This is a genomic window from Marinobacter sp. RI1 (genome assembly GCF_041155085.1).
Classification (GTDB): Bacteria; Pseudomonadota; Gammaproteobacteria; order Pseudomonadales; family Oleiphilaceae; genus Marinobacter; species Marinobacter nauticus.
Genome location: NZ_AP031605.1, coordinates 3,600,880 through 3,626,355, shown reverse-complemented (window position 1 = coordinate 3,626,355; position 25,476 = coordinate 3,600,880). Strand labels below are relative to the sequence as shown.

The following is a 25,476-nucleotide window of genomic DNA, read 5'->3' as shown; positions in this document are numbered from 1 at the left end:
TAAGGCTCGCTGGATTTTTGCGTTTTGCATTGTTTCGATTTTTAGAATCGTGAGGTAGCTATATGGGCGTTGTGACCAAGCGGTCATCAATGACTTTTTTCTCGGATCCCGCAAGCCACTACAGTCACCGGGTGCGTATTGTCCTGGCTGAGAAAGGTGTCACTGTTGATATCGTGGATGTGGATCCGGACAACCCGCCGGCGGAACTGGCGGATATGAATCCGTACAACGCCCTGCCAACCCTGGTAGATCGGGACCTGGTTCTGTACGAGCCCAACATCATGATGGAGTATCTGGATGAGCGTTTTCCTCATCCGCCGCTGCTGCCGGTTTACCCCGTTGCCCGGGCTAACAGCCGCCTGATGATTCACCGCATCCAGAAAGACTGGTGCGGACTGGTTGATCAGATCCTGGCGCAGCCGGGGGCCAAGGCCAGCGATGCCGCTCGCAAGGAACTCAAGGAAAGCCTTCTGGCCACGGCACCTTTGTTTGCCGAAATGCCGTTCTTCCTGTCGGAAGAGTTCACCATCGTGGACTGCTGTATTGCGCCGATCCTGTGGCGTTTGCCGGCTCTGGGTATTGAGCTGAATGAAAAGCAGGCCAAGCCTTTGCAGAAGTACATGGAGAGCATCTTTGCCAGAGAAGGCTTCAAGGCAAGCCTTTCGGATCTGGAAGAAGATATTCGCAGCTGATTGTCAGCGCCCGTATTTCAGGGCAGGAGTTAAGCAGTGTCTGACATGACTATCGCCATGACATCCAGTCGTCCCTATCTGGTCCGCGCGTTGAACGAATGGATCCTCGATAACGACTGTACCCCGTATATCGTGGTGGATGCCGGCATTCAGGGTGTTCAGGTGCCTACTGAGCACGTTGCCAACGGCCAGATTGTGCTCAATATCAGCCCCGGCGCCGTGCGCGGACTGGTGATTGGCAATGGTGCGCTGGAATTCAGCGCTCGTTTCGGTGGTGTGCCGATGCAGGTCTTCATCCCGTTGCAAGCAGTTATGGCCATCTATGCCAAGGAGAACGGCGAGGGCATGGTGTTTGGCAGTGAGCCTGGCTCTCCCGATCCGGAGGGTGGAGGTGAGCCCAAGTCGTCACGGCGAGCGGAAGACCGCCCGAATGGCAGGCCAACCCTGAAAGTGGTCAAGTAATAAAAAAGCCGGCGATGCCGGCTTTTTTATTAGCCTCCGAAAAGCTTGTGGTCAATCAGGTCGCAGAAGGCGTTGATGATGACCAGCAGTAAGGGCGTGGCCTCGCTTGGCGGCAAATCGTTTAGTGCGATTTCATGGTCTTCAGGGTGCATCAGGGAAGTGATGTCGGATTTTTCCCTTGCGCTCAGCACCACAATCCTCATTTCCCGGTCGTGGGCAGCCTGGATGGCCTGGATCAGGTTTGCCTTGTGGCCGTCATCCACGATCACAAACAGAAGGTCGCCGGGCTTGCCAATGGCTCTGACCTGACGAGAGAAGGTGTCGTTAAATCGATTGTCACGGCAGATAGCGGAATAAGTGGTGGCGTCCGCCCCAAGGTTGATTGCCGGTAGTGCGGGGCGGTCCTGGTCAAAGCGGGACAATAATGCCGTGCAGAAATACTGGGCCAGTACGTTGGCGTTGCCATTGGCGCAGGTAATGATCTTGCCATCCTGGAGCAGGGCGTCAACAAATGCCTGCGCTACCTGCTCAATGGCGGGACCAGCGGTGCTTGCCGCCTGCGCTGTGTGCTCCATATGGCTGGCGAACCACTGGTTGATTCTCTGTTCGGTGTCGGTCATGGTTTCTGGTCAGTCTGCCTGAATTGCGTTTTTGATCCATTGTATACGGTACTTGCTGGAGTGGCCTGGTGTGATGCCGATAACATCGATCCGGCTGACCCGGTCCCAGAGCCCGTGGCGGTGCAGGTAGAATGAGGCTGCACGCACCAGGCGCTGCTGCTTCACTGCGGACACCGAGCTTATCGGATCCACCAGCGCACCATCAGCGCGGAAGCGAACTTCAAAGAACACCAGTGCTTCGGCATCCATTCCAATAAGATCGATCTCGCCGCCACGATTGTGCACGTTCCGCTCAATAATCCGGATGCCTCTGCTTTCCAGATACCGCGCGGCGACACCTTCGTAATGCTGTCCGAGTTTTCTGGAGCCTTCCCTGGCCATCGGTTATCAGTTGTTTGCAGTCGGGGCGGGTTCACTTTCCCGGGGAACCGTCGGAGAAAGCAGTTTGGGTGTTCCCCCCTGGAATTGTGCCCAGCGTTGTTCGCGATGAATGCTGCCGTCAGGATCCATGGTCAGAATGCCGGTTTGCCCTTCAATGGCGGCATCTTCAACCTGGCGTAGAAGCGGCAAGCGCTTGCTCAGTTGCCAGGCGTCGGCGCCCATGGCGAAAAGGCGCCCCAGTTGCCCGGTGGTGCCACTCAGATACTGGCGCGATTCTTCCCGCAGGGGATTCGTCTCGGCCAATACCCAAGGGATGTCCGTAAAGAAGACCCGGTCAATATCTCGGTCCCGGCCCGGATTCGGCGTACCCTCGTACACGATGGAAGGTGAGTATACCGGCAGATCACCGCCATAGTAGAAGGCGAACAGCGGCTTGAACTGGCGGGCAACCGTGGGTGCGGCAACCAGCACGATGCCTTGGGCATCCTGACGGCGGCGAGGTTCAAATTCCACATTCAGGCCAATTGTTCGCTCCACCTGAATGGCCCGCTGGCGGGATGCAGTGATGCCCAGCAGGTCAGCTGTCACCGAGCGAAGGTTGTCTTCCGGGAAAAAGCGTTCGATGTCGAGCGCTCGCAACCCGAGCTGGTCCATCCTCGCTCGCAGGGCGGCTTCAACCCGGTCTCCCCATTCGCCGTGGGGAATCAGTACGAGAACCTGTTCGATGTTCTCGGCATCGAGTCTGTCGGCGATCTGTCGCGCCTCGTCTTCGGCAGATAGCCCGAACTGATAAAGGCCGTCCGGGATACGGGCATCCGGGCCAAGGTAGTTCAGGCCCAGTGCCGGAATCGGCAGCGTGTTCATGTTAGCTAGCTGGGACAGTGCTTCCTTGTCCAGCGGGCCAACAATCAAATCAATGTCGCTATTGGAGAGTTCCTCGTAGAGCTCGGAAAAAGAGCCGGTGGAGGTGTCGATGACCCGAATATCGGTTTTACTGCGGTCCGTGGTCTCATCCTGATAATAGGCGGCCAGGAAACCGTCGCGAATCGCTTTGCCGGCGCTGGCGAGGGCACCTTGAAGCGGAACCGCCAATGCCAGTTTCTCCGGCCGGCTTGCTGCAAGTTCAGCCAGCAGGGCGAGATCCATGGGGAGCACCTGTGCTGCGGGGTGTCCGGGCCAGTTATTCTGCCATTGCCGGATCAGGCGCCCCTGATCATCCAGGCTGGCCCCCTTGGTGCGAAGGCGCAGAGCGAGCTCAAGCCATCCTTGAACCTCGAATCCGAGAGCGTTGTTGGAGGCGGATTGCAGGGTTGAGCGATTGATGGGCTTGAGCAATTGCCAAATGCGATTATGCACCTCCTGCGGGGAAGTGCTGGAGTCGGTCTGGCTGAGCAGGATCAACGTCAGTGCCCCGTCCAAAGGTTGTCCGGCCAGCTCATAGGTCCGGGCCTGCAGCATGGCTGCCCGGGACATTAACTCCGCGGGGTAGGAAAGAAAGCTTTCTGGGGTGCTATCTGTGGCGAGCTGCTCAGCCCATTGGCCGTCCTGTAACTCGCTGGCACTGGCCATGGACAATAGTAAGCGTTGTCTGGCGATGTCCTCCGGAGCATTTTCCAGAGCGGGGGCCTGGAGAATGACTCGGGCATCTTCGTGGCGGCCTTGATCCTGGAATCGGCTGGCCACCCTTAATAGATAGCGTTGGCCAACCACCGGATCACGTTCATCGCTGGCCAGTGACAGTGCCTGCTCCGGGCTTTGTGCAATATGTTCATCGAGATTGACGGTGGCGCAGCCGCCCAGATAGAACAGAACGAGGGTGATCAGGGCCAGAATTGGGCTGTGACGGAAGCGATTTGTCATGGCGGGCTCGGTACTCTCTGAATCGTTGGGCTTGTGGTGCCGCGTTTTAGCTGGCAAGTTTACCAGCTCCCGGCGCATTTCACATGACGGGACAGTCATGGGCCGGAAATAGCGGCGCCGCGGTTCACTTCAGTGGAGTTTATTATGTCCAGTTCTGTAGCAAGCGTTGTCGGTGGCCGGCTTTCAATTGTTGCCACGCCCATCGGTAATCTGGCCGATCTTTCTGATCGTGCCCGGCAGGTGCTCGCTGCGGCGGATCTGGTCGCTGCGGAGGACACCCGTCACAGCTCGCGCCTGCTACAGCACCTGGGCCTGAGCAAGCCTTTGCTGGCGCTACACGATCATAATGAGAGGGATCGTGTTGGCAGAATCCTCTCTGCCCTTGCTGAAGGGCAGCAAGTGGCGCTGATTTCCGATGCCGGCACCCCGTTGATCTCCGATCCCGGGTACATCCTGGTACGTGAAGCCAGAAAGGCGGGCTTTCCGGTTTCCCCTATCCCCGGTCCGTGTGCGCTGGTTGCGGCATTGTCGGCGGCAGGTTTACCGACGGATCGTTTTCTTTTCGCAGGTTTTTTGCCGGCTAAACGGGCGGGTAGACGTTCAGTGCTCGTGGAATTGCGTGAACAGACTGCCACTCTGGTGTTCTACGAATCCCCCCATCGAATTCTGGACCTGATGCAGGATCTGGTTGATGAGTTTGGCGATGGTCGGGAGTGTGTGCTCGGTCGAGAGCTGACCAAAACCTTTGAAACTTTCTACACTGGGACGGTTAAAGAGGTATTGGCGGAGTTGGAGGCCGACCCGCATGGCAGTCGGGGCGAATTCGTGGTGATGGTCCGGGGTAACGATGTCGTGGCCGGTTCGTCGCTCGATCTGGATGCCGATAAGCTGTTAAAGCTGCTTGTTGCAGAGATGCCGGTCAAAAAGGCAGCGAAAATCGTCTCGGAAGTCAGCGGCATCGGAAAAAATGAACTGTATCAGCGAGCGCTGCAGCTAAAGGGCGATTAAGCCTTGCATGCCTGCCCGCACGCGGGTATTGTCAGCGCCGAGCTCGCCAGACAGTCGCCGCCGGTTGATCCGGGGGAGGAAAGTCCGGGCTCCGCAGGGCAAGGTGCCAGGTAACGCCTGGGCGGCGTGAGCCGACGGAAAGTGCAACAGAAAGTATACCGCCTAAGCGCTTTCGGGCGCCGGTAAGGTTGAAATGGTGCGGTAAGAGCGCACCGCGTGGCTGGCAACAGTCCACGGCGATGGTAAACCCCACCTGGAGCAAGACCAAATAGGAATCCAATGGCGTGGCCCGCGCTGGATTCGGGTAGGTTGCTTGAGGCCTGTGGTGACGCAGGCCCTAGATGAATGACTGTCCAAGACAGAACCCGGCTTATCGGCGAGCTCGCCTCTTTTCCCGATTATTCGGATGTGATCCGCATCCTTCTCACAAGTTACCTTTTATAGCCAAAAAATCTTAAACCTGAAGTTGGCTATCTAAAGGTGTCTGCAGGTATTTGTTTTTTATCCTTTTCTTTACGTCTTTTTAACGCTTCGTTCCGTTTCTGCTTTGTAACCTCTTGTCGTTAAAGGAACTTTCCTGTGTGTGGTGCCTGTCGCGGCGCTTGCATTGTTATTTGCGTGTTTCTATAGTGTGCGGGAGTGGGAAAAAGTGGTTTTTGGTGGAATTTTGTGGAAATGAAAACCTCGGACTAGACGTTAATGAGCAATTTTCTTGGCAGTCATGCCATCAATATGGACGCGAAGGGTCGCCTGGCGATCCCGACAAAGGTGCGTGAAGAGCTCGCGCAGCTTTGCGGTGGCCGTATTGTATTGACAGCCAACGCCGATGAGGAGAAATGCTTGTTGCTCTATCCCGAGCCGGAATGGGAAGTGCTGCGCCCGAAAATCGAGGCGCTGCCCAACATGAACAAGGCGGCCAAGCGCCTGCAGCGCCTCATTCTGGGTAACGCTGCCCTTATGGAGCTGGATGCGTCCGGCCGGATTCTGGTACCGCAGACCCTCAGAAATCACGCCAATCTTGAAAAACGGCTGATGTTGGTCGGGCTTGGCAAGAAGTATGAGCTGTGGAGTGAGGAAAGCTGGAATGCTTACCTTGATGCCTCCGCAGCCGACGAGGAAATGCCGCCGGAAATGGAGGCGCTGTCGCTATGACCGCATGCCAGGACGATCAGGCCAATGAAGGCTATCAGCATCGCTCGGTACTGCTGGATGCAGCGGTCGACTATCTGGTTGCAGATGAAAATGGCCGTTTTGTCGACGCCACGTTTGGCCGGGGCGGTCATAGTCGTCTGATTCTCGGCAAGCTCGGTCAGGATGGTCAGCTCCTGGGTATTGATAAAGACCCGGAAGCTATTGCCGTCGCCAGAGAGCTGGCATCTGAGGATTCCCGGTTTCAGTGGTACCAGGGCTCGTTTGCCGAACTGGATCTTGTGCTTGAACGTCAGGGTTGGTCACAGGTTGATGGCGTGTTGATGGATCTTGGGGTGTCTTCGCCACAACTGGATGATGCTTCCCGCGGTTTTTCGTTCATGCGGGACGGTCCATTGGATATGCGAATGAATCCGCAGCAGCAGCCGAGTGCTGCCCAGTGGCTGGCCGAGGCTGATGAGCGGGAAATCGCAGATGTGATCTGGCGATACGGCGAGGAGCGGTTTTCTCGCCGTATCGCTCGTCTTGTCGTGGAGCGGCGTCAGGAGCAGCCGATTGAAACCACGCGGCAGCTGGCGGAGTTGGTTGCGGAGGCCGTGCCGAAGAAAGAGAAGCACAAGCACCCCGCCACCCGGGCTTTTCAGGCTATCCGGATTTTTATCAACCGGGAGCTCGAGGACCTGGAAGCCGGTCTGGCCGCGGCAGTTGATCGCCTGGCTCCCGGTGGGCGCCTGGTGGTGATCAGCTTTCACTCTCTGGAGGATCGTCTGGTCAAGCGCTTTATGCGTGATCTGGCGCGGGGGCCAAAGCTGCCGAAGGGGATACCGGTCACGGCGGAGCAGGAAGAGTCCGGATTTCAGCTGATTGGTAAAGCCAGCAAGGCCAATGAGCAGGAAATTACTGAAAACGTCAGGGCTCGCAGCGCGGTCATGCGAGTGCTTGAACGTAAAGCGAATTAATCGAAAACGCAGGGGAGCGCGACGCCATGGGCGCGGTAGCGATTGAGCAACCAGTAAAAACCAACAGGATAAACAAACAGCGGGTTCGCGAGGGTGTTGCGACAGCCGTTCGTTTGTCCCGTCAGGTGTTTGATGCAACACGGGAAAGTCGGGTTCTGGTTACTCTGGTGTTGGTGGCGGTACTGACGCTGTCGTCCATCGGGGTGGTGGTCAGTGCCCATGAGAACCGCGAGCTGTTCAATACGTTGTCGGGTCTGCAGGAGCAGCGCGATGCTTATCAGCGTGAGTGGAGTCAACTGTTGCTGGAGCAGAGTGCTTTGAGCGCTCACGGGCGGGTCGAGAAACTCGCTGCTGAGCGCTTCAATATGGTGGTGCCCGGGCGGCAGGACATTGTACTCGTGCCTTTGATGTCACCGCTGGCAGCGAACTAAAACCAACAATAACCATCCGGGGTAACTGAAGTGTCCGGTCAGGGAACGCACACAAACAGCTGGAAGCAGAGGCTGGTGACAGGCTTGAAAGCCTGGCGCTTCGGCTCTGTGCTGGGCGTTTTTCTGCTGGTTGTGGCCGGCATTGGATGGCGGTTGGTGGATCTTCATGTGGTGGATAATGACTTCCTGCGCAAGCAGGGAGATGTCAGAACCATACGCGTTGAATCTATCGATGCCCATCGAGGCGTGGTGACGGATCGTCATGGCGAGCCTTTGGCCGTCAGTACGCCAGTTCAGACCGTGTGGGCAAATCCTTCCGAAACCGATCCCGAAGATCCCCAACTGGCGGTGCTTGCCCGAATTCTTGGGTTGTCTGAGGGCGCGCTGCGGGAGCGATTGCGCCAGTATGCTGGCCGCGAATTTATCTACCTGCGCCGCAAAGTGCAGCCCTCAATGGCGCGTGAAGCGCTGGCTCTAGGTGTCGGTGGTATCTATGCCCGGCAGGAATATCGTCGTTATTACCCGGCGGGAGAAGTCACCGCTCATGTGGTCGGGTTTACTGATATCGATGAGCATGGCCAGGAAGGTATCGAGTTAGCCTACAACAAATGGTTGACCGGTGAGCCGGGCCAGAAGCGGGTGCTCAAGGATAACCGTGGGCGCGTGATCAAAGATCTGATGCTTATCCGCGATGCCCGTCCCGGGAAAGACCTGGAACTGAGTATTGATCTCCGGCTGCAGTATCTGGCCTATCGGGAGCTCAAGGCGGTGGTCGGTGCTCACAAGGCTCGCGGCGGCACGCTGGTGATGCTGGACGTCGACACCGGTGAGGTGCTGGCCATGGTCAATCAAGGTTCCTACAACCCGAATGACCGGTCACAGCTTGCCGCGGAAAACCTGCGCAACAAGGCCATTACAGATCTGTTCGAGCCCGGCTCAACCATGAAGCCGCTGACGATAGCGGCCGCTCTGGAGTCCGGGGAATACACGGTTAACAGCACCATTGATACTTCCCCGGGCTTTCGGAGGTTTGGTCGTTTCACCATTCGGGATCATCGCAATTACGGGGTGCTGGATCTGACGGAGATTATTGTCAAGTCCAGCAACGTCGGGGTGAGCAACATCGCAACGGATCTGGGTGGCGATACTCTGAGAAACCTCTATGCCCGCCTGGGCCTCGGCCAGGCAACTGGTATCGGCTTCCCTGGGGAAGCCGTTGGTGTTTTGCCGGCCCCCCCGAAATGGCGGCCGGTAGAAGAATCCACCTTGTCTTATGGCTACGGCATGAGCGTTAACGCCTTGCAACTGGCACAGGCGTATATGGTTATTGCCAATGGTGGAATTCGTTACCCCCTCAGCCTGATGAGGCAGGAGCAGAGGCCGCAGGGGCAACGTGTACTGTCTGAACAGGTGACAAGGGCCGTGCGGGACATGCTCAAACAGGCGGTTGCCCGTGGTACTGGCAAGCGCGCCCAGCCCGGGCTGTATGCGGCCGGAGGCAAAACCGGGACCGTTCACCTAGTGGGAGCGAACGGGTACGAAGACAGTCAATATAAGGCCATCTTTGCCGGTATGGCACCGATTGATGACCCCAGAATTGTAACCGTTGTGGCCGTGGATGCGCCGCAGGCCGGAGAATATTACGGCGGAGAAGTTGCCGCGCCGGTATTCGCCCGGGTGATGGGTGACGCGCTGCGACTGCTGAATGTGAAGCCTGAACTGGAAGTCAGTGAAACACGCGTTTCGCAAGTAACTTCCGGAGGGAGAGGTTAAGCCATGTGCATCACATCCATCAGCACCTTGCTTCAGGGCATTATTGAGGTGCCATCGGTCTTCGATGTCACTATCCACGGACTGAAGACGGATAGCCGGAAAGTGCAGCCCGGTGACGCCTTTATTGCTCTGGCCGGGGCACGAACGCCCGCAGAGCACTATATGGATCAGGCCATCAGCGCCGGTGCCACGGCTATTCTGCTTGAGTCCGAGCAGGAGCGGCAGTGCCATGAGCGCCACGGCGCGTTAATTGTGCCCGTGGTTGGTCTGCGCGCCCGTCTGGGCCGAATTGCTGATCGCTTCTTCGAGCATCCCTCGCGCCATCTGAGAGTGATCGGGGTTACCGGCACCAATGGCAAGACGTCGGTGACCCAATACATCTCCCAGTTGTTACGGGAAACCGGCACGCCCTGCGGGCTGCTGGGTACCCTGGGTTATGGCATGCCGGGCAGTATCGAGTCGGCCACGCATACCACGCCGGATGTGGTCCAGGTGAACCGGGTATTGAACCGCATACGCAATGAGGGTGGTCGGGCTGCCGTAATGGAAGTGTCGTCGCACGCTCTGGATCAGGGGCGGGTTGATAACCTGACTATGACCGGTGCGGTGTTCACCAACCTCACGCGTGATCACCTGGATTACCACGGTTCCATGGAAGCCTATGGTGAGGCCAAGGCCAGGCTGTTCCTGCGGGAAGAACTGCACTTCTCAGTGATCAATTTTGACGATCCGTTTGGCCGGCAGCTTTACGGTCAGCTTGAGGGCCAGTGTGACCGCGTTCGTTACAGTCTGCATGAAGCCCAGATGGAACTCTGGTTGAAGGAATTTACGCCCACGGCCTCAGGGTTCCGTGCCAGGGTCGATGGGCAATGGGGCGAGTTTGATCTTACTGTCCCCCTGTTAGGGAGTTTCAATGCCAGCAATGTTCTGGCAGCCCTGGCTACCGTACTGACGCTTGGCGTACCGGTTGAGCGGGCGGTGTCCGTTGTCAGGGAGCTGTCACCGCCCCCTGGGCGTCTTGAACGATTCACCGGCTCAACCGGCAAACATGTGGTGGTGGACTACGCCCACACGCCTGATGCCCTGGCCAATGCCCTTGAAGCATTGCGGCCCCACACCCGGGGCAGGCTGATCTGTGTGTTCGGTTGCGGTGGCGACCGGGACCCCGGCAAGCGGCCTGAAATGGCGAAAGAAGCGGAAAAGCGGGCGGATTACGTCATCGTAACCGACGACAACCCGCGTACCGAGCAGCCTGAACGGATTGTCAGCGACATTTCTGCTGGTTTCACTCAGGCTGGTCGCTGGCAGGTGATTCACGACCGCGCTCAGGCAATTGCCGAGGCATTGGGTATGGCCAATGAGGATGATCTGGTGCTGATTGCAGGTAAAGGTCATGAAGCCTATCAGGAGATCCGGGGCCAGAAGTTGCCGTTCAGCGACGCCGAGCAGGTACGCCATCTATTGAACCTGAATGGAGGTGTGGCATGATGCGCGCCTTTTCGCTGGCGGAAGCTCGCGAGTGGCTTCAGGCCACCCTGGCAGGAGCGCGCACTGATGCGGGTGAACTCTGGTTTGATGGCGTCTCCACCGATACCCGATCGGTTGGAGATGGGCAGCTGTTTGTTGCTCTGCGCGGTGAGCGGTTTGATGGTCATGAATTCCTTGGCCAGGCCCTGAAACAGGGCGCAGTCGCCGCAGTAGTGGACACCGAGATCACCGATGTTGCCATTCCGCAACTGGTCGTTAGCGATACGGTTCAGGCATTGGCCGATCTGGCCAGCGGCAATCGCAGCGAAAGCGCGGCCCGGCTGGTGGCGATTACCGGCAGCAGTGGCAAAACCACGGTTCGTGAAATGACCGGGGCCATTCTCGCCGGCATGGGGCCGACCTTGGTGACTGAAGGTAATCTCAATAATCACATTGGTGTTCCGCTGACCCTGTTTCGGCTGACGCCGGATCACCAGTTCGGTGCCATCGAGCTGGGGGCCAGTGGTCTTGGCGAAATCGCTCACACGGTGTCGATTACACGTCCTCAGGTTGCGATTCTGACCAATGCAGGGCAGGCGCATCTGGAGGGTTTTGGCAGTTACCAGAATATTGTTCTGGCCAAAGGCGAGATTATTGATGGCGTGCCGGCAGATGGAGCCGTCGTGCTGAACCGGGACGATCCCGCCTTCGATCAGTGGCATGCCCGTGCGGGCCAACGGCGGGTGCTGGGTGTTTCCCGGATGGGTCACCCGGCCGCGGATTACCACGCGGAGGCGATCATGGCCACTGACCAGGGGTTTGAATTCCTGGTGCTGGGGCCAGACAGCTGGCGCTGTCATCTGGTGCTGGGGTTGCCCGGTGAACACAACATCACCAATGCTCTGCTGGCTCTCGCGGCCTGCAGGGAACTGGGAGCGACGGATCAGCAGGTTCAGTCCGGGCTCATGCAGGTGCAAGCGGTGAAGGGGCGCCTCCAGGTGCTCAAGCCGGCCCCGGATCTGACCCTGATTGACGACAGTTACAACGCCAATCCGGCATCCATGAAGGCGGCGCTGGATGTGCTGGCGTCGTACCCGGCGCCGCGGCTGGCGGTGCTTGGCGCCATGGCTGAGTTGGGCGATGAAGCCGAAGAGTTGCACCGGCAGGTGGGTGAACATGCCCGCGCCCGAGGAATTGACAAGCTTATGGTGGTTGGAGCCGGGGGTAACGGCTACGGCACCGGATTTGGTGACGAGACAGAGTTTTTCCCGAGTCATGAGCAGGCGGTGAACGCCATTGTGGCGGACCGGAATGGTGCTATGACGGTCCTGGTGAAAGGTTCTCGTAGTTCCGCCATGGATCGCGTGGTGGAGGGAATTCAGAAAAAGGTGAAGAACCCATGCTGCTCTGGCTGACAGAGATACTATCGCAATACTTTTCGTCGCTGACGGTGTTTCAGTATCTGACACTGCGGGCGATTCTGGGCATTCTTACGGCGCTGCTGATCTCGCTGGTGATCGGTCCGGTGATGATTCGCAAGCTGAGTCAGTACCAGATCGGCCAGGCCGTGCGTGATGACGGCCCCCAGACTCACCTGAGCAAGGCTGGTACGCCGACGATGGGCGGCGCTCTGATTCTGGTGGCCATCGCCATTTCCACCCTGCTGTGGGCGGATCTGACCAATCGTTATGTCTGGGTGGTGTTGCTGGTTACCCTGCTGTTCGGTGCCATTGGCTGGGTGGATGACTACCGTAAGGTTGTGGAACGCAATCCCCGGGGCCTGCCGGCACGCTGGAAATACTTCTGGCAGTCGGTGATCGGGGCCACGGCCGCGATTGTGCTTTATGTCACTGCTTCACTGCCCCAGGAAACCTCGCTTTATTTGCCGTTCCTGAAAAATGTCTCGCTGACCCTGGGACCGGTGTTGTTCATTCTGCTGACCTACTTCGTGATTGTCGGTAGCAGCAACGCGGTAAACCTTACAGACGGTCTGGATGGTCTGGCCATCATGCCAACCGTCATGGTGGCGGGAGCTCTGGCCATCTTTGCTTACCTCTCGGGCCATGCCCAGTTCGCCAATTACCTGCTGATTCCGCATCTGCCCGGAACCGGTGAGCTGATCATTTTCTGTGGAGCCCTGGTGGGTGCGGGTCTCGGGTTCCTGTGGTTCAACACTTACCCGGCTCAGGTATTCATGGGCGATGTCGGTGCCCTTGCCCTGGGAGCCGCCCTGGGTACAGTGGCCGTCATCGTACGGCAGGAAATCGTGTTGTTCATCATGGGCGGTGTGTTCGTGATGGAAACCATTTCTGTGATTCTGCAGGTGGCCTCATTCCGGCTCACGGGTCGGCGGATCTTCCGGATGGCGCCGCTGCACCATCATTTTGAATTGAAAGGCTGGCCCGAGCCACGAGTCATTGTCCGGTTCTGGGTTATCACTGTTGTTCTCGTTCTGATTGGCCTGGCCAGTCTGAAAATCCGATAGGAAATTGCTACGGCTATGAGTGTCATTGTTTCGGATCGTCGCACGTTAATCGTAGGGCTCGGTAAGACCGGGCTTTCCTGCGTGCGTTACCTGTCCGGGCAGGGGCGTGAGATTGCTGTGGCTGATAGTCGCCTTCAGCCTCCAGGCCTGGATGAGCTGAAGGCCGGTTGGCCAGACGTCCCGGTTTACCTGGGCGAGTTTGATGAGGACCTGTTTGCCGGTTTCAATGAGCTGGTCGTCAGCCCGGGAATCAGTATTGCAGAGCCGGCGATTGCCGGTGCGGCGGCCAGGGGCGCCCGGATTCGCGGCGACATCGATTTATTCGCCGATGCGGCCGACGCGCCGATCATTGCCATCACCGGCTCTAACGGCAAAACCACGGTAACAACCCTGGTCGGGGAAATGGCACGAGCTGCGGGCCGCAATGTGCAGGTGGGCGGCAATATCGGTACGCCCGCGCTGGATTTGCTGGACCAGGGTGCGGATCTCTATGTATTGGAGCTGTCGAGTTTTCAGCTGGAGACCACTGAAGAACTTGGGGCGCTGGCGGCCACTGTGTTGAATGTCAGCGATGATCACATGGACCGGTACCCGGACAAGATGGCGTATTTCCAGGCCAAGCAACGGATCTACCGTGGCTGCAAAAATGCCATCGTGAACCTCGACGATGCGCTGAGCACGCCCATGGCTCGGGATACCCTGAGGTTTCTGTGTTTTGGCTTTAACCGGGTGAATCCGGAGACCTTCAGCACCCGGGATGATGACCAGGGCACCTGGATTACCTGGGGCCTGGATAACCTTTTGCTGGCCAGTGAACTCCAGTTGATGGGCAGGCATAACATCAGCAACGTGATGGCCGCCCTGGCGCTGGGGCATGCGGCTGGCCTGGCCATGGAGCCGATGCTGGAGGTGGCCCGCAGCTTCCGGGGGCTGCCCCATCGCTGTGAATTCGTCCGCAACCTGAATGGCGTGGATTACATCAATGATTCCAAAGGTACCAATGTTGGTGCCACGGTAGCCGCCATTGAAAGCCTGGTGCCGGATTCAGGCAAGGTGATCCTGATCGCAGGCGGAGATGGCAAAGGCGCGGATTTTCAGCCGCTCGCAGAGCCGGTGGCCGCATGCTGTCGTGCCTTGGTGCTGATTGGACGCGATGCCGGCAAGATATCCGAGGCGGTAGGCGTGTCAGTGCCGCAGTATCGCGCAACGTCACTGCAAGAGGCGGTCAGCCTTGCCCGCCAGGCGGCTGAGCCGGGCGATCGGGTGCTGTTGTCTCCAGCCTGTGCCAGCTTTGACATGTTCCAGGATTACAACGATCGCGGCGAGCAGTTCCGCGCTTTGGTGGAGGGGCTGTGATGCAGGCAGGCGTCAGCGTTCCTCATTATCAGGGTATGGCGGGTGAGTTGCAGCCGCTGCCGGTGCTGATTATTACCTCCGTGGCCTTGCTGGTGACTGGTGTGGTGATGATTTCGTCAGCGTCGATGGACATGGCGGCCGCCACGTTGGGCAACAGTTACCACTACGTTATTCGCCAGATCCTGTTCGCCGGTCTTGGCTGTGCCACGGCTCTTGTTGCTGTCAACGTGCCGGTATCCTGGTGGGAGCGCAGCGGATGGCTGCTGCTGGGCATTGGCCTTCTGGTATTGGTGCTGGTACTGACGCCGCTCGGCCGCACGGTTAATGGTTCTACCCGGTGGATTCCCATGGGGCTATTCAATGTTCAGGTGTCTGAAGTCGCCAAGCTCTGCCTCATAGCCTACCTGGCCGGTTATGTGGTCCGTCGGCGGGAAGAACTGCTCCATACCTGGCCGGGCTTCCTGAAACCCCTGGGAGTTTTGGGCGTGGCATCGGTGTTGCTGGTTATCCAGCCCGACTTCGGCGCAACGGTGGTGCTGGTGACGGCGGCGGCCGGCATGATTTTTCTGAGTGGCGTGAGGCTTAGCCGGTTCATGCCATTGATTGGCGTACTGGCGGCGCTGGGTACGATTCTGGTAGTCACCCAACCGTATCGATTGAAGCGGGTGGTCAGCTATCTCGACCCCTGGAAAGACCAGTTCGACAGTGGTTATCAGCTCACTCAGTCGCTGATTGCCTTTGGTCGAGGCGAGTGGGTGGGCGTTGGCCTGGGGAACTCGGTACAGAAACTGTTCTTCCTGCCAGAGGCCCATACGGACTTTATCTACGCGATTATTGCCGAGGAATTCGGTTTGCTTGGAGCGCTGGTGGTGCTCGGCCTGTTTGCGGCGCTGGTGGTCAGTGGCCTGGTGATTGCCCGGCGTGCGGAGAAAGCCGGCATGGCGTTCGGCGCCTGTTTCAGCTACGGCATCACGCTGCTGATTGGATTGCAGGCGGGCATCAACATGGCGGTGAGTACTGGGCTCCTGCCAACCAAAGGCTTGACCTTGCCGCTGGTCAGTTATGGCGGCTCCAGCCTGATGGTTACCTGCATTGGTATCGCGGTTATCGCCCGGGTAGAGCTGGAGCGGCAGGATCGGGCCAGGGTGGCATCGGAAACAAAGAGCAGCGGACGCAAAGGAGGAGCAGTGTATGACTGATTCACCTCGCCGTCGCTTCCTGATGATGGCTGGCGGCACCGGCGGCCATGTGTTTCCTGCGTTGGCCACAGCCCGCGCGTTGCAGCAACGGGGGCACGAGGTGCACTGGCTCGGGGCCAGCGGCGGCATGGAAGAACGTCTGATTGGAGACACCGATATTCCGCTGTCGCTCATTCACATTTCCGGCCTGCGCGGTAAAGGCAAGCTGGCGCTGCTGCTGGCACCGTTCCGGTTGATGCGCGCCCTGGGCGAAGCCTACACCCATTTGCGCCGGATCCGCCCCGACTGCGTGGTAGGTATGGGCGGTTTTGTCACCGGGCCGGGTGGTATTGCCGCCTGGCTGATGCGCAAGCCGCTGGTGATTCATGAACAGAACGCCATCGCTGGAATGACTAACCGTTGGCTCACACGTTTTTCCGAAACGGTGCTTGAGGCGTTTCCTGACAGTTTTGGTGACCAGACGGTTACCCGCTGTACTGGCAATCCGGTGCGGGGCGAAGTGGCGTCGATGGACACCCCCGAACAACGATTGGCGGGCCGAAGTGGCAGGCTCCGGGTGTTGGTTATTGGTGGCAGCCTGGGAGCACAGGTGTTCAATCAGCAGCTGCCCCGGGCCCTGGCGCTGATGCCGGAGGCTGATCGCCCGGATGTTCGGCATCAATGCGGTGAGAAGAATCTCGAGGCGGCCCGGGCGGCCTACGACGAAGCCGGAGTCAGTGCCAGCATTGAGCCCTTTATCCGCGATATGGCGGAGGCCTATGGCTGGGCTGATCTGGTGATCTGCCGTGCCGGAGCGCTGACGGTGTCTGAGCTCTGTGCGGCGGGAATTGGCGCGGTGCTGGTGCCATTCCCCCACGCGGTCGATGACCACCAGACCCGGAACGGCCAGCACATGGTGAAAGCCGGGGCGGCCATTCTGGTTCCGCAGCCAAAGCTGAACCCGGAGGTGCTGGCGGAAACCCTGAAAGATCTGGCAACAGATCGAAAACGAATTCTGACTATGGCGAAGGCCGCCCGCTCGCTGGCCCGCCCTGATGCAACGGAGAGAGTCGTGAATTACTGTCTGGAGGCCGCCAATGGCTGATGCAACCAATCCGCCACTGGTATATCAGGTGCCGGAAATGCGCCGGATCCGCCGCATCCATTTTGTCGGGATCGGTGGTGCCGGGATGAGCGGTATCGCCGAAGTCCTGAAGAACCAGGGCTATGACGTATCTGGCTCTGATATCCGGGACAGTGCTGTTACTGCGCGCCTGCGGGCAATGGATGTCGATGTGTACATCGGTCATCGCGCCGAAAACACCGATCTGGCCGACGTGGTGGTAGTGTCTTCGGCCGTTGCCGGCGACAACCCGGAAGTGGTCTCTGCCCGTGAACGGCGGGTACCGATTGTACCCCGGGCCGAGATGCTGGCGGAGATCATGCGCTATCGCCATGGTATCGCTGTGGCCGGTACCCACGGCAAAACCACAACCACCAGCCTGATTGCCTCCGTGTTGGGAGAGGCCGGACTGGACCCCACCTTTGTGATCGGTGGCAAACTCAACAGCGCCGGAACCAATGCCCAGTTGGGTGGTTCCCGTTACCTGGTGGCAGAAGCCGACGAAAGCGATGCGTCGTTCCTGCATCTGACACCGGTTATTTCTGTGGTCACCAACATTGAAGCTGACCACATGGACACCTACGGTGGGGATGTCGAAAAGCTCAAGCAGACCTTCGTGGACTTCCTGCACAACCTGCCGTTTTACGGTGTTGCGGTTATGTGCGTGGACGACGACTACGTTCAGGAGATCATTCCACGCATTTCCCGGGCCATTATCACTTATGGCATCGACAATCCTGATGCTGATTACCGGGCGGAGAACATTACCTCTGATGGTCTGAAGACCCGGTTCCTGGTGCGTCGCCCTGGTGGTCGGCCGGATCTCCAGGTGGAGCTGAAAATGCCGGGTCGTCACAACGTTCTGAACGCCCTGGCAACGATTGCCGTGGCGACCGATGAAGGGGTGGACGACCAGGCCATCTGCCGCGGGCTGGCTGGATTTGCCGGTGTTGGCCGTCGGTTCCAGGTGTATGGCGAGTATCAGACACCGAAAGCAGCAGCGACGCTGGTGGACGACTACGGCCACCACCCCACCGAGGTGGAGGCCGTTATCCGGGCTGCCCGCGAAGCCTGGCCCCAGCGCCGGATCGTGATGCTGTATCAGCCACACCGGTATACCCGGACACGGGATCTATATGAGGATTTCGTGCGGGTATTGTCCGAAGTGGATGGGCTGTTGCTGATGGATGTGTATTCCGCGGGTGAGCCGGCTATTCCGGGAGCAGACGGGCGGGCTTTGTGCCGGAGCATCCGGCAGCGGGGCAAGGTAGAACCCGTGTTCGTTGAAGATAACCGTGAAATCGAGAGTCTGCTGGCGAATGTCCTGCAGGATGGTGATCTGTTGATCACCCAGGGGGCCGGCGATATCGGTGGCGTAGCAGCAAGGCTGGCAGCAGCAGGAGTCAAGGCAAGTGAGTGATCTGACCCACAACGACATTCAGCCGTATCAGGCCCCCCCCGAACTGGTTCGGGCACTGGGGCGCGTGGCTGTGTTCATGGGGGGCGATTCCGCCGAGCGGGAAGTATCCCTGAAAAGTGGCAAAGCCGTGCTGGCAGCGTTGCAATCGGCGGGTATCGATGCGGTTGGCCGGGACATTCGGGGCTGTCTGCTGAGGACCGTGGACGAACCCGATTTCGATCGCGTGTTCATTGCCCTTCATGGCCGTGGTGGCGAAGACGGGACCCTTCAGGCGATCCTTGGGCAGGCAGGCATTCCTTATACCGGCAGTGAAGTGCTGGCATCGGCACTGGCCATGGACAAATTGCGCACCAAGTATGTGTTCGAAGGTTGTGGGCTGCCTACGCCGGCATTTCGTGCCATGACCTCCGTGAGTGAGGCCGAGGACATTGCGACGGCACTGGGGGCGCCCCTTAGTGTGAAACCGGCCCACGAAGGTTCGAGTATCGGTATCCGTAAAGTGAGCAGCGCGGCAGAGCTGGCTGAAGCCTATGAGGCGGCAGCCCGGCTGGATGATCTGGTGCTGGTAGAGCAGTGGATCGAAGGGCCGGAGTTTACCGTCAGCCTGCTACAGGACAAAGCGTTACCGGCGATTGGCCTGAGCACCGATCACGCCTTTTACGACTATGACGCCAAGTACCTGGCGGACGATACCCGGTACCGTATTCCCTGTGGTCTGGCGCCCGATGACGAATTGAGATTGCAGCATCTGGCCCTGGGTGCCTTCCGGGTGCTGGGCTGTCGCACCTGGGGACGGGTCGACATCATGCAGGATCGGGCCGGTGAGTTCTGGTTGCTTGAGGTTAACACGGTTCCCGGTATGACGGACCACAGCCTGGTGCCGATGGCCGCAAAGGCGGCCGGCATCAGTTTTGAAGAACTGGTGGTGCGAATTCTCAGGGACACGCTGGCGGAGGGCATCGATGCTTGAGACGTTGCTGATCCGGAGCCGGGCGGTACCGCCCGAACCGCCACGCCGCCGGGGGGCAACCTCTGTCGGGCCTGAGCGGGACCGGTTTGGTGTGTTGAAAGCTGTGCTGTCGGCCGTACCCTGGTTGCAGGTCGGCCTGGGCGCAACGGTGGTACTTCTGGCCGCCATGGTGCCCTGGGCAACGGACCGGATGCTGACCGCCATGGATCAGCAGATACTGGCGGTGGATGTGCGGGGCGAATTTGCTGGCGACAGCCAGACGGCTATTGAGCGAGCGGCCGGCGCCTGGATTGGCAAAAGCTATTTCGCCACCGATCTGGCTGACATCAAGGCTGAACTGGAACGGCGCCCCTGGGTGGCGTCGGCAGCGATAAAGCGAGTCTGGCCAGGCCGTCTTGAAATCGATATTCGGGAAAAGAAGCCACTGGCCTACTGGACCGATGGTCGACTGGTGAGCCGTTCAGGCGAACTGTTCTCGCCGCCGAATCCGGAGGTGGCCGGAAAGCTGCCCCGTCTGGCTGGGCCGGATGAGCGGGTCAGGGACGTGATCGGTATGGCCCGGACCATGAGCGAGCAGTTGGTGGGATATGGCCTGGGTTTTGCCGGACTGGCGCTGGAGCAACGTGGCGCCTGGACCCTGACTCTCAGCAATGGCATCGAAGTGGTGCTGGGGCGAGATCAGGTAGAACAACGGTTTGAACGCTTTATCACCGTTTATGAGAACCGTCTGGCCTCGCGGGTTGATGAGGTCAGCCGGATAGATGTCCGCTACTCGAACGGGGTGGCGGTGCAGTGGAAGACGGACGTGGCTCAGGCTGCTCCGAAATCCTGATAACGATTACTACGAACCTGGGGTTTGGTGAAACACATGTCATCGGTTGAAACGGAAAACATGATTGTCGGCCTGGATATTGGAACCTCCAAGGTGGTGGCGATAGTCGGCAAGCGCAAGATGGATGGAACCATCGAAGTGGTCGGTATCGGTTCACACCCGTCCCGGGGGCTCAAACGCGGTGTTGTGGTGAACATTGAAACCACGGTACAGGCCATTCAGCGCGCGGTTGAAGAGGCCGAACTGATGGCGGGTTGTCGCATTCATTCGGTGTACGCCGGTATTGCTGGCAGCCACATCAAGAGCCTCAATTCCCACGGCATCGTGGCGATCCGGGACCGGGAAGTCACCCAGGCGGATATTGACCGGGTGATTGACGCTGCCCAGGCGGTGGCGATTCCGGCGGACCAGAAAATCCTGCACATCCTGCCTCAGGAGTTCGTCATCGATAACCAGGAAGGTATCAAGGAACCGATGGGGATGTCCGGTGTGCGGCTGGAGGCCAAAGTTCACCTGGTGACCTGTGCCGTGAATGCGGCCCAGAACATCGAGAAGTGTGTCAAACGCTGCGGGCTGGAAGTGGACGACATCATTCTGGAACAACTGGCTTCCAGCCACGCCATCTTGACCGAGGATGAAAAGGAATTGGGCGTCTGTGTGGTGGATATCGGTGGTGGTACAACCGACATTGCCGTGTTCACGGGCGGGGCAATTCGCCATACCGCCGTCATCCCGATCGCCGGTGACCAGGTGACCAATGACATTGCCATGGCGTTGCGCACGCCCACCCAGAATGCCGAGGAAATCAAGATCAAGTACGCCTGCGCCCTGACCCAACTGGCGGGTGCGGAAGAAACCATCAAGGTTCCCAGCGTGGGAGACCGGGCTCCGCGGGATCTTTCGCGTCAGGCTCTGGCGGAGGTCGTTGAGCCCCGCTATGAGGAGCTGTTCACGCTGGTGCAGTCTGAGTTGCGCCGGTCCGGGTTCGAGGATCTGATCCCGGCAGGCATCGTGATTACAGGCGGCTCGTCCACCATGGAAGGGGTGGTGGAGCTGGCTGAAGAAATCTTCCACATGCCGGTAAGACTGGCCTGTCCGCAGGCGGTTTCCGGTATGACGGAAGTGGTCAACAACCCGATATACGCCACTGGCGTCGGATTGTTGATCCATGGCTTCCGGCAAATGGATCTTGGCCGGGCGCCGGTGCTCAAGGGGGAGGAGGCTCCCTCGCTGGTTGAGCGCATGAAAGCCTGGTTCACCGGTCATTTCTGACGGTGTTCCGGTTGCAGTACACGAAGGTCTCTCGAAAAAAACACAACGATTGAAGCAACCGGCCTGGAAAGGCCGGACACAGCACGAAGGAGTAGGGGAAATGTTTGAACTCGTTGATAATGTTCAGCAGAACGCAGTTATCAAGGTCGTCGGTGTTGGCGGTGGCGGTGGCAACGCCGTTCGTCACATGCTCAACAGCGACGTGGAAGGCGTTGAATTTATCTGCGCCAACACAGATGCCCAGGCCCTGAAGGACCTGGACGCACGTCAGATTATTCAGCTGGGTGGCAACATCACCAAGGGCCTGGGTGCGGGTGCCAATCCGGAAGTCGGTCGCCAGTCTGCACTGGAAGATCGCGACCGTATTGCTGAAGCTCTGAGCGGCTCCGATATGGTGTTCATCACCGCCGGCATGGGTGGCGGTACCGGTACCGGAGCAGCCCCCGTGGTTGCTGAAGTTGCCCGTGAGCTGGGTATCCTGACGGTTGCGGTGGTTACCAAGCCGTTCCAGTTTGAAGGCGGCAAGCGCATGAGTGTGGCTGAAGCCGGTCTGAAAGAACTGGAAGAGAGCGTTGACTCCCTGATTACCATTCCCAATGAAAAGCTGTTGGCAGTCATGGGCAAGAAAACCAGCCTGCTGGATGCCTTTGCCTCCGCCAATGATGTGTTGCTGGGTGCGGTTCAGGGCATTGCTGACCTGATTACCCGCAACGGTATGATCAACGTCGACTTTGCCGACGTGAAAACGGTTATGTCCGAGATGGGCATGGCGATGATGGGTACCGGTCGCGCCACCGGCGAGAATCGTGCCCGTGAAGCCGCAGAAGCCGCGGTTCGCAGCCCGCTGCTCGAAGATATCAACCTGCAGGGTGCCAAGGGTATTCTGGTCAATATCACCGCTGGTATGGACCTGAATCTGGGCGAGTTCTCCGAAGTGGGCGACATTGTGCGCGAATTCGCGTCCGATTCAGCCACTGTGGTGGTCGGTACCGTGATCGATCCGGAAATGACCGACGAGCTCAAGGTTACTGTTGTGGCGACTGGCCTGGGTGGCGAGCGCGAGAAGCCGACCAAGGTGGTGGACAACACCCGTACCCTCGATGGCAAGACCGATTACAACCAGCTGGATCGCCCGGCCGTGTTGCGTCGTCGTGCGGTTGCCCAGGGTAATGTGGCGCTGGATCAGAGCAAAGAAAGCGAAGAACAGGGCGTGGACTATCTCGATATTCCCGCATTCCTTCGCCGGCAGGCTGATTGATAATCTGTTTCAACCGTGGCAGGGCTGGCTTTACTGTGAATCAGAAAGCATAAGCTTCCGCCTAAGTTGAGCTGATGCGCCATAGCTCATGACTATTGCAAAGGTTAAGTAAAGTCATGTTGGTTAAATGGTACTCAGTCTTGAATTCTGATATTCTCCGGGCAGTTTTTGCTCAGAATATCGACTTTTTGTGACGGAATAATGAACCGATGATCAGACAACGGACACTCAAAAACACCATCCGCGCGACCGGTGTTGGCCTGCATTCCGGGGAAAAGGTATACCTGACCCTGAAGCCAGCACCCGTCGACACGGGGATCATCTTCCGCCGCACGGACCTCGACCCGATGGTCGAAATCCGTGCCTGTGCGGAGAATGTGGGTGAGACCATGCTGTCCACGACGCTGGTAAAAGACGGTGTCCGTGTGGCGACGGTAGAGCATCTGCTCTCCGCCATGGCTGGTCTCGGCATCGACAACTGTTTTGTCGAGCTCAGCGCTGCAGAAGTGCCGATCATGGATGGCTCTGCCGGGCCGTTCGTGTTCCTGCTTCAGTCTGCCGGTATCTCCGAGCAGGAAGCGGCCAAGCGTTTTATCCGCATCAAGCGCGAAGTCACTGTGGAAGAGGGCGACAAAAAAGCCACCTTCCTGCCGTTCGAAGGCTTCAAGGTGAGCTTCGGGATTGATTTTGATCACCCGGTCTTCAAGGGCCGTGCCCAGACAGCGACCGTGGACTTTTCCAGCACCTCCTTTGTGAAGGAAGTGTCCCGCGCCAGAACCTTCGGGTTCATGCGTGATATCGAAAAGTTGCGAGCGATGAACCTGGCACTGGGTGGCAGCGTGGATAATGCGATTGTGGTGGACGACTACAAGATCCTCAATGAGGACGGTCTCCGCTACGATGACGAGTTCGTCAAGCACAAGGTACTGGATGCCATCGGCGATCTCTATCTGCTGGGCAACAGCCTGATTGGTGAGTTCCGTGGTATCAAATCAGGTCACGACCTGAACAACAAGCTGCTGCGCAAGCTCAGGGCAGAAGAAGATGCATGGGAAGTAGTGACCTTCGATGATGAAGCCACTGCGCCTATCTCTTATATGAAACCTGTGCTGGCGGCGGGTTAAGGCGGGAAGCCTTAATCCCGGACGTGGCTGGCGAGTTTTTCGAGAACCTCGCGTAGAGCTTTATCCTTCGTGTGCCCGGCTTCCTCCTGGAGGAGCCGGGCATTTTCTTTGCTGAGCGGCTCTTTTACCGGTTTGCGTCGGCTGGCGAATCTGGGTGGGCTGACCTTGATTCTGACCTTCCAGACGTAGCGGAACAGTTCATTCTCCCTCAGTGCCGACATGATCTCGTGCTGGCGGAAGCGCAGTCGCGTGGCTTTGCTTGCATTATCAGTAGACAGCACCAATTCCCCCTCCCGACAGCTGACGAATCGGGTACCCTCGGACAGTTCTGCGGGAATGGCCGCGAGTACCAGTTGTTCGGCCTGCAGGTGCAGTTCGGCTTTGGACATCAGCTCTTTGAGCGTATTGTTGCCAGCCGACCCTTTGCCAAAGATCATTTTTTGATCATTTTTTTCCGTCATGGTCGCTTTTTTCTCGACGAGCCTGTTTACGATTGGTTACACTTCGGCACGCTTTGTGCGTAGCGCCATTGTTACTCTCGTTTTACATTGTCACGAGTGAGAGAGTCTACCGGGCGCTGCGATTATTCAGTACGTAGTTGTTGCCAAGGATAGCAGACCCGCTCGGAATATTTCCGGGTCGCAGCACTACAGGGATACGGTTGCGGCTCAACAATGAAACCGAAAGACGATATGAACGTAATTTTCGTAGGCAAACGTCACGGTCAGTCCAGGGCAATACCGCTGAATGGGCCGCTGTTGTGTGGCCTGGTCTTTCTGGTGTTGGCCACGCTGGCGGCAGCCGGATGGGCTGGCTATCAGGTGGCGATCAGTCAGTTTGAAGCTCGGCAACCCACCGAGTCTGAGCTTGTGGCGGGCTGGAAAGAAAGGCTGCAAGATCAGAAGGACGAAGTCGCCCGGGTTCGTGAGAACGTGCAGCAGCAGATTGATGCGCTGACCCTTCGGCTGGGCCAGATTCAGGGTCGTCTGCTGCGCCTGGATGCGCTCGGCCAGCGATTCGTGGAAACCGGCATGGTCGCCAGCGATGAATTCAATTTTGACAAGCCGGCAGCGGTTGGTGGCCCCGAAGAAGATGCGCTACCCGGGGATTCCTACACGGCTCCCGAGCTGACGGACATGATCAATCAGCTGGAACAGCAGATCAACGATCGTGAAAAGCAACTGCGCCTGCTCGATAAAGTCGCTTCCCGCAAAAAGCTGGAAGATGAGCTCTATGTGCAGGGGCGGCCGATCACCTGGGGCTGGCTCTCGTCCAAATACGGATACCGCTCGGATCCTTTTACCGGAAAACGTACCTGGCATGCCGGTGTTGATCTGGCGGGCAAGGAAGGCAGCGACATTATTGCCGTGGCGGCTGGTGTTGTAACCTGGGCCGACGAGCGTTATGGCTACGGAAATCTGGTTGAAATCGACCATGGCGACGGCCTGGTTACCCGGTATGCCCACGCCAAGGCCATCAAGGTTAAGGTTGGGGATGTGGTGCAGAAAAGCCAGGTTGTTGCACTGATGGGCAGCACCGGCCGGTCCACCGGCCCCCATGTGCATTTTGAAGTTATCCGCAATGGTAAATCCGAAAATCCCGTGAAATACATCCAGCGCGCAAGCCGCTGATTCCATTCCCGTGAACCCCGCCTTT

The 25,476-nt window shown here is 58.4% G+C and carries 23 protein-coding genes, 1 other RNA gene and 1 pseudogene; 21 read left to right on the top strand and 4 right to left on the bottom strand.

The window, feature by feature from the left end; genetic code table 11:
• Positions 1-62: 62 nt before the first annotated feature.
• Positions 63-692, top strand: a complete 630-nt coding sequence (locus ACAM27_RS16450; RefSeq protein WP_011785926.1) for a glutathione S-transferase N-terminal domain-containing protein — start codon at positions 63-65, stop codon at positions 690-692.
• Between the two features lie 57 nt (positions 693-749).
• Entirely contained in the window at positions 750-1,154 is a 405-nt protein-coding gene (locus ACAM27_RS16445) for a ClpXP protease specificity-enhancing factor (RefSeq protein WP_206769525.1), read from the top strand.
• Between the two features lie 29 nt (positions 1,155-1,183).
• Here ACAM27_RS16445 and ACAM27_RS16440 read toward each other — a convergent pair whose 3' ends face one another.
• The 3 genes from ACAM27_RS16440 to ACAM27_RS16430 are packed head-to-tail and all read right to left on the bottom strand — an operon-like array spanning position 1,184 to position 4,015.
• The gene (locus ACAM27_RS16440; protein WP_011785924.1) at positions 1,184-1,774 is read right to left on the bottom strand and encodes an SIS domain-containing protein; all 591 of its coding nucleotides are present in this window, start codon (positions 1,772-1,774) and stop codon (positions 1,184-1,186) included.
• Between the two features lie 9 nt (positions 1,775-1,783).
• Positions 1,784-2,155: a YraN family protein gene (locus ACAM27_RS16435; protein WP_014420625.1), complete on the bottom strand. Its 372-nt coding sequence runs from the start codon at positions 2,153-2,155 to the stop codon at positions 1,784-1,786.
• Positions 2,156-2,161: 6 nt separating this feature from the next.
• On the bottom strand, positions 2,162-4,015 hold the full coding sequence (locus ACAM27_RS16430; protein WP_369612320.1) for a penicillin-binding protein activator: 1,854 nt from the start codon (positions 4,013-4,015) through the stop codon (positions 2,162-2,164).
• 144 nt (positions 4,016-4,159) lie between these two features.
• On the opposite strand from ACAM27_RS16430, the gene rsmI reads away from it, so the two are divergent.
• The 18 genes and pseudogenes from rsmI (at position 4,160) to lpxC (ending at position 23,820) form a co-directional block, all read left to right on the top strand.
• Positions 4,160-5,023, top strand: coding sequence for a 16S rRNA (cytidine(1402)-2'-O)-methyltransferase (gene rsmI, locus ACAM27_RS16425; protein ID WP_369612319.1), 864 nt, complete (start codon positions 4,160-4,162; stop codon positions 5,021-5,023).
• 38 nt (positions 5,024-5,061) lie between these two features.
• An RNA gene (gene rnpB / locus ACAM27_RS16420) (RNase P RNA component class A) lies at positions 5,062-5,412 on the top strand.
• A gap of 310 nt (positions 5,413-5,722) precedes the next feature.
• Positions 5,723-6,175, top strand: coding sequence for a division/cell wall cluster transcriptional repressor MraZ (gene mraZ / locus ACAM27_RS16415; protein ID WP_011785920.1), 453 nt, complete (start codon positions 5,723-5,725; stop codon positions 6,173-6,175).
• On the top strand, positions 6,172-7,131 hold the full coding sequence (gene rsmH / locus ACAM27_RS16410) for a 16S rRNA (cytosine(1402)-N(4))-methyltransferase RsmH (RefSeq protein WP_369612318.1): 960 nt from the start codon (positions 6,172-6,174) through the stop codon (positions 7,129-7,131). The genes mraZ and rsmH overlap by 4 nt, the downstream gene beginning before the upstream one ends.
• A 26-nt stretch (positions 7,132-7,157) precedes the next feature.
• Entirely contained in the window at positions 7,158-7,562 is a 405-nt protein-coding gene (ftsL, locus tag ACAM27_RS16405) for a cell division protein FtsL (RefSeq protein ID WP_014420629.1), read from the top strand.
• Between the two features lie 30 nt (positions 7,563-7,592).
• A complete protein-coding gene (locus ACAM27_RS16400; RefSeq protein WP_369612317.1) occupies positions 7,593-9,335 on the top strand; it encodes a peptidoglycan D,D-transpeptidase FtsI family protein in 1,743 nt (580 codons plus the stop codon).
• Positions 9,336-9,338: 3 nt separating this feature from the next.
• Positions 9,339-10,823 carry a UDP-N-acetylmuramoyl-L-alanyl-D-glutamate--2,6-diaminopimelate ligase gene (locus tag ACAM27_RS16395; protein ID WP_369612316.1) on the top strand — a complete coding sequence of 495 codons (1,485 nt, stop codon included), beginning with the start codon at positions 9,339-9,341 and terminating at the stop codon, positions 10,821-10,823.
• The gene (gene murF / locus ACAM27_RS16390) at positions 10,820-12,217 is read left to right on the top strand and encodes a UDP-N-acetylmuramoyl-tripeptide--D-alanyl-D-alanine ligase (RefSeq protein ID WP_369612315.1); all 1,398 of its coding nucleotides are present in this window, start codon (positions 10,820-10,822) and stop codon (positions 12,215-12,217) included. The genes ACAM27_RS16395 and murF overlap by 4 nt, the downstream gene beginning before the upstream one ends.
• Positions 12,202-13,287: a phospho-N-acetylmuramoyl-pentapeptide-transferase gene (gene mraY / locus ACAM27_RS16385; RefSeq protein WP_014420633.1), complete on the top strand. Its 1,086-nt coding sequence runs from the start codon at positions 12,202-12,204 to the stop codon at positions 13,285-13,287. Before murF ends, mraY begins: the two co-directional genes overlap by 16 nt.
• A gap of 15 nt (positions 13,288-13,302) precedes the next feature.
• Positions 13,303-14,643: a UDP-N-acetylmuramoyl-L-alanine--D-glutamate ligase gene (gene murD, locus ACAM27_RS16380; protein WP_369612314.1), complete on the top strand. Its 1,341-nt coding sequence runs from the start codon at positions 13,303-13,305 to the stop codon at positions 14,641-14,643.
• A complete protein-coding gene (gene ftsW, locus ACAM27_RS16375; RefSeq protein ID WP_023008917.1) occupies positions 14,643-15,842 on the top strand; it encodes a putative lipid II flippase FtsW in 1,200 nt (399 codons plus the stop codon). Before murD ends, ftsW begins: the two co-directional genes overlap by 1 nt.
• Complete coding sequence (gene murG / locus ACAM27_RS16370; protein ID WP_369612313.1) at positions 15,835-16,926, top strand: undecaprenyldiphospho-muramoylpentapeptide beta-N-acetylglucosaminyltransferase; 1,092 nt, start codon at positions 15,835-15,837, stop codon at positions 16,924-16,926. The genes ftsW and murG overlap by 8 nt, the downstream gene beginning before the upstream one ends.
• On the top strand, positions 16,919-18,364 hold the full coding sequence (murC, locus tag ACAM27_RS16365) for a UDP-N-acetylmuramate--L-alanine ligase (protein WP_023008915.1): 1,446 nt from the start codon (positions 16,919-16,921) through the stop codon (positions 18,362-18,364). Before murG ends, murC begins: the two co-directional genes overlap by 8 nt.
• Positions 18,357-19,334 (top strand): D-alanine--D-alanine ligase, encoded by a 978-nt coding sequence (locus ACAM27_RS16360; protein WP_369612312.1) that lies wholly within the window; start codon positions 18,357-18,359, stop codon positions 19,332-19,334. The genes murC and ACAM27_RS16360 overlap by 8 nt, the downstream gene beginning before the upstream one ends.
• Positions 19,327-20,166, top strand: a complete 840-nt coding sequence (locus tag ACAM27_RS16355; protein ID WP_369612311.1) for a cell division protein FtsQ/DivIB — start codon at positions 19,327-19,329, stop codon at positions 20,164-20,166. The genes ACAM27_RS16360 and ACAM27_RS16355 overlap by 8 nt, the downstream gene beginning before the upstream one ends.
• A gap of 36 nt (positions 20,167-20,202) precedes the next feature.
• Positions 20,203-21,438, top strand: coding sequence for a cell division protein FtsA (gene ftsA / locus ACAM27_RS16350; protein ID WP_011785907.1), 1,236 nt, complete (start codon positions 20,203-20,205; stop codon positions 21,436-21,438).
• A 100-nt stretch (positions 21,439-21,538) separates the two neighbouring features.
• Positions 21,539-22,528 (top strand): annotated as a pseudogene (gene ftsZ, locus ACAM27_RS16345) (cell division protein FtsZ); the annotation flags it as partial.
• A gap of 377 nt (positions 22,529-22,905) precedes the next feature.
• Positions 22,906-23,820: a UDP-3-O-acyl-N-acetylglucosamine deacetylase gene (gene lpxC, locus ACAM27_RS16340; protein ID WP_011785905.1), complete on the top strand. Its 915-nt coding sequence runs from the start codon at positions 22,906-22,908 to the stop codon at positions 23,818-23,820.
• Between the two features lie 11 nt (positions 23,821-23,831).
• Here lpxC and ACAM27_RS16335 read toward each other — a convergent pair whose 3' ends face one another.
• Entirely contained in the window at positions 23,832-24,281 is a 450-nt protein-coding gene (locus ACAM27_RS16335; RefSeq protein ID WP_011785904.1) for a DUF721 domain-containing protein, read from the bottom strand.
• A gap of 213 nt (positions 24,282-24,494) precedes the next feature.
• On the opposite strand from ACAM27_RS16335, the gene ACAM27_RS16330 reads away from it, so the two are divergent.
• Positions 24,495-25,451, top strand: a complete 957-nt coding sequence (locus tag ACAM27_RS16330; RefSeq protein WP_011785903.1) for a M23 family metallopeptidase — start codon at positions 24,495-24,497, stop codon at positions 25,449-25,451.
• Positions 25,452-25,476: the final 25 nt, after the last annotated feature.

Excerpts from the sequence above, each read along its gene's own strand:
- ACAM27_RS16335 (WP_011785904.1), bottom strand. The coding sequence starts at position 24,281 with ATGACGGAAAAAAATGATCAAAAAATGATCTTTGGCAAAGGGTCGGCT.
- ACAM27_RS16435 (WP_014420625.1), bottom strand. The coding sequence starts at position 2,155 with ATGGCCAGGGAAGGCTCCAGAAAACTCGGACAGCATTACGAAGGTGTC.
- ACAM27_RS16440 (WP_011785924.1), bottom strand. The coding sequence starts at position 1,774 with ATGACCGACACCGAACAGAGAATCAACCAGTGGTTCGCCAGCCATATG.
- ftsW (WP_023008917.1), top strand. The coding sequence starts at position 14,643 with ATGCAGGCAGGCGTCAGCGTTCCTCATTATCAGGGTATGGCGGGTGAG.
- ftsL (WP_014420629.1), top strand. The coding sequence starts at position 7,158 with ATGGGCGCGGTAGCGATTGAGCAACCAGTAAAAACCAACAGGATAAAC.
- mraY (WP_014420633.1), top strand. The coding sequence starts at position 12,202 with ATGCTGCTCTGGCTGACAGAGATACTATCGCAATACTTTTCGTCGCTG.
- mraZ (WP_011785920.1), top strand. The coding sequence starts at position 5,723 with ATGAGCAATTTTCTTGGCAGTCATGCCATCAATATGGACGCGAAGGGT.
- ACAM27_RS16445 (WP_206769525.1), top strand. The coding sequence starts at position 750 with ATGACATCCAGTCGTCCCTATCTGGTCCGCGCGTTGAACGAATGGATC.
- murD (WP_369612314.1), top strand. The coding sequence starts at position 13,303 with ATGAGTGTCATTGTTTCGGATCGTCGCACGTTAATCGTAGGGCTCGGT.
- murC (WP_023008915.1), top strand. The coding sequence starts at position 16,919 with ATGGCTGATGCAACCAATCCGCCACTGGTATATCAGGTGCCGGAAATG.
- murG (WP_369612313.1), top strand. The coding sequence starts at position 15,835 with ATGACTGATTCACCTCGCCGTCGCTTCCTGATGATGGCTGGCGGCACC.
- murF (WP_369612315.1), top strand. The coding sequence starts at position 10,820 with ATGATGCGCGCCTTTTCGCTGGCGGAAGCTCGCGAGTGGCTTCAGGCC.
- lpxC (WP_011785905.1), top strand. The coding sequence starts at position 22,906 with ATGATCAGACAACGGACACTCAAAAACACCATCCGCGCGACCGGTGTT.
- ACAM27_RS16395 (WP_369612316.1), top strand. The coding sequence starts at position 9,339 with ATGTGCATCACATCCATCAGCACCTTGCTTCAGGGCATTATTGAGGTG.
- ACAM27_RS16355 (WP_369612311.1), top strand. The coding sequence starts at position 19,327 with ATGCTTGAGACGTTGCTGATCCGGAGCCGGGCGGTACCGCCCGAACCG.
- rsmH (WP_369612318.1), top strand. The coding sequence starts at position 6,172 with ATGACCGCATGCCAGGACGATCAGGCCAATGAAGGCTATCAGCATCGC.
- ACAM27_RS16450 (WP_011785926.1), top strand. The coding sequence starts at position 63 with ATGGGCGTTGTGACCAAGCGGTCATCAATGACTTTTTTCTCGGATCCC.
- rsmI (WP_369612319.1), top strand. The coding sequence starts at position 4,160 with ATGTCCAGTTCTGTAGCAAGCGTTGTCGGTGGCCGGCTTTCAATTGTT.
- ftsA (WP_011785907.1), top strand. The coding sequence starts at position 20,203 with ATGTCATCGGTTGAAACGGAAAACATGATTGTCGGCCTGGATATTGGA.
- ACAM27_RS16330 (WP_011785903.1), top strand. The coding sequence starts at position 24,495 with ATGAAACCGAAAGACGATATGAACGTAATTTTCGTAGGCAAACGTCAC.
- ACAM27_RS16430 (WP_369612320.1), bottom strand. The coding sequence starts at position 4,015 with ATGACAAATCGCTTCCGTCACAGCCCAATTCTGGCCCTGATCACCCTC.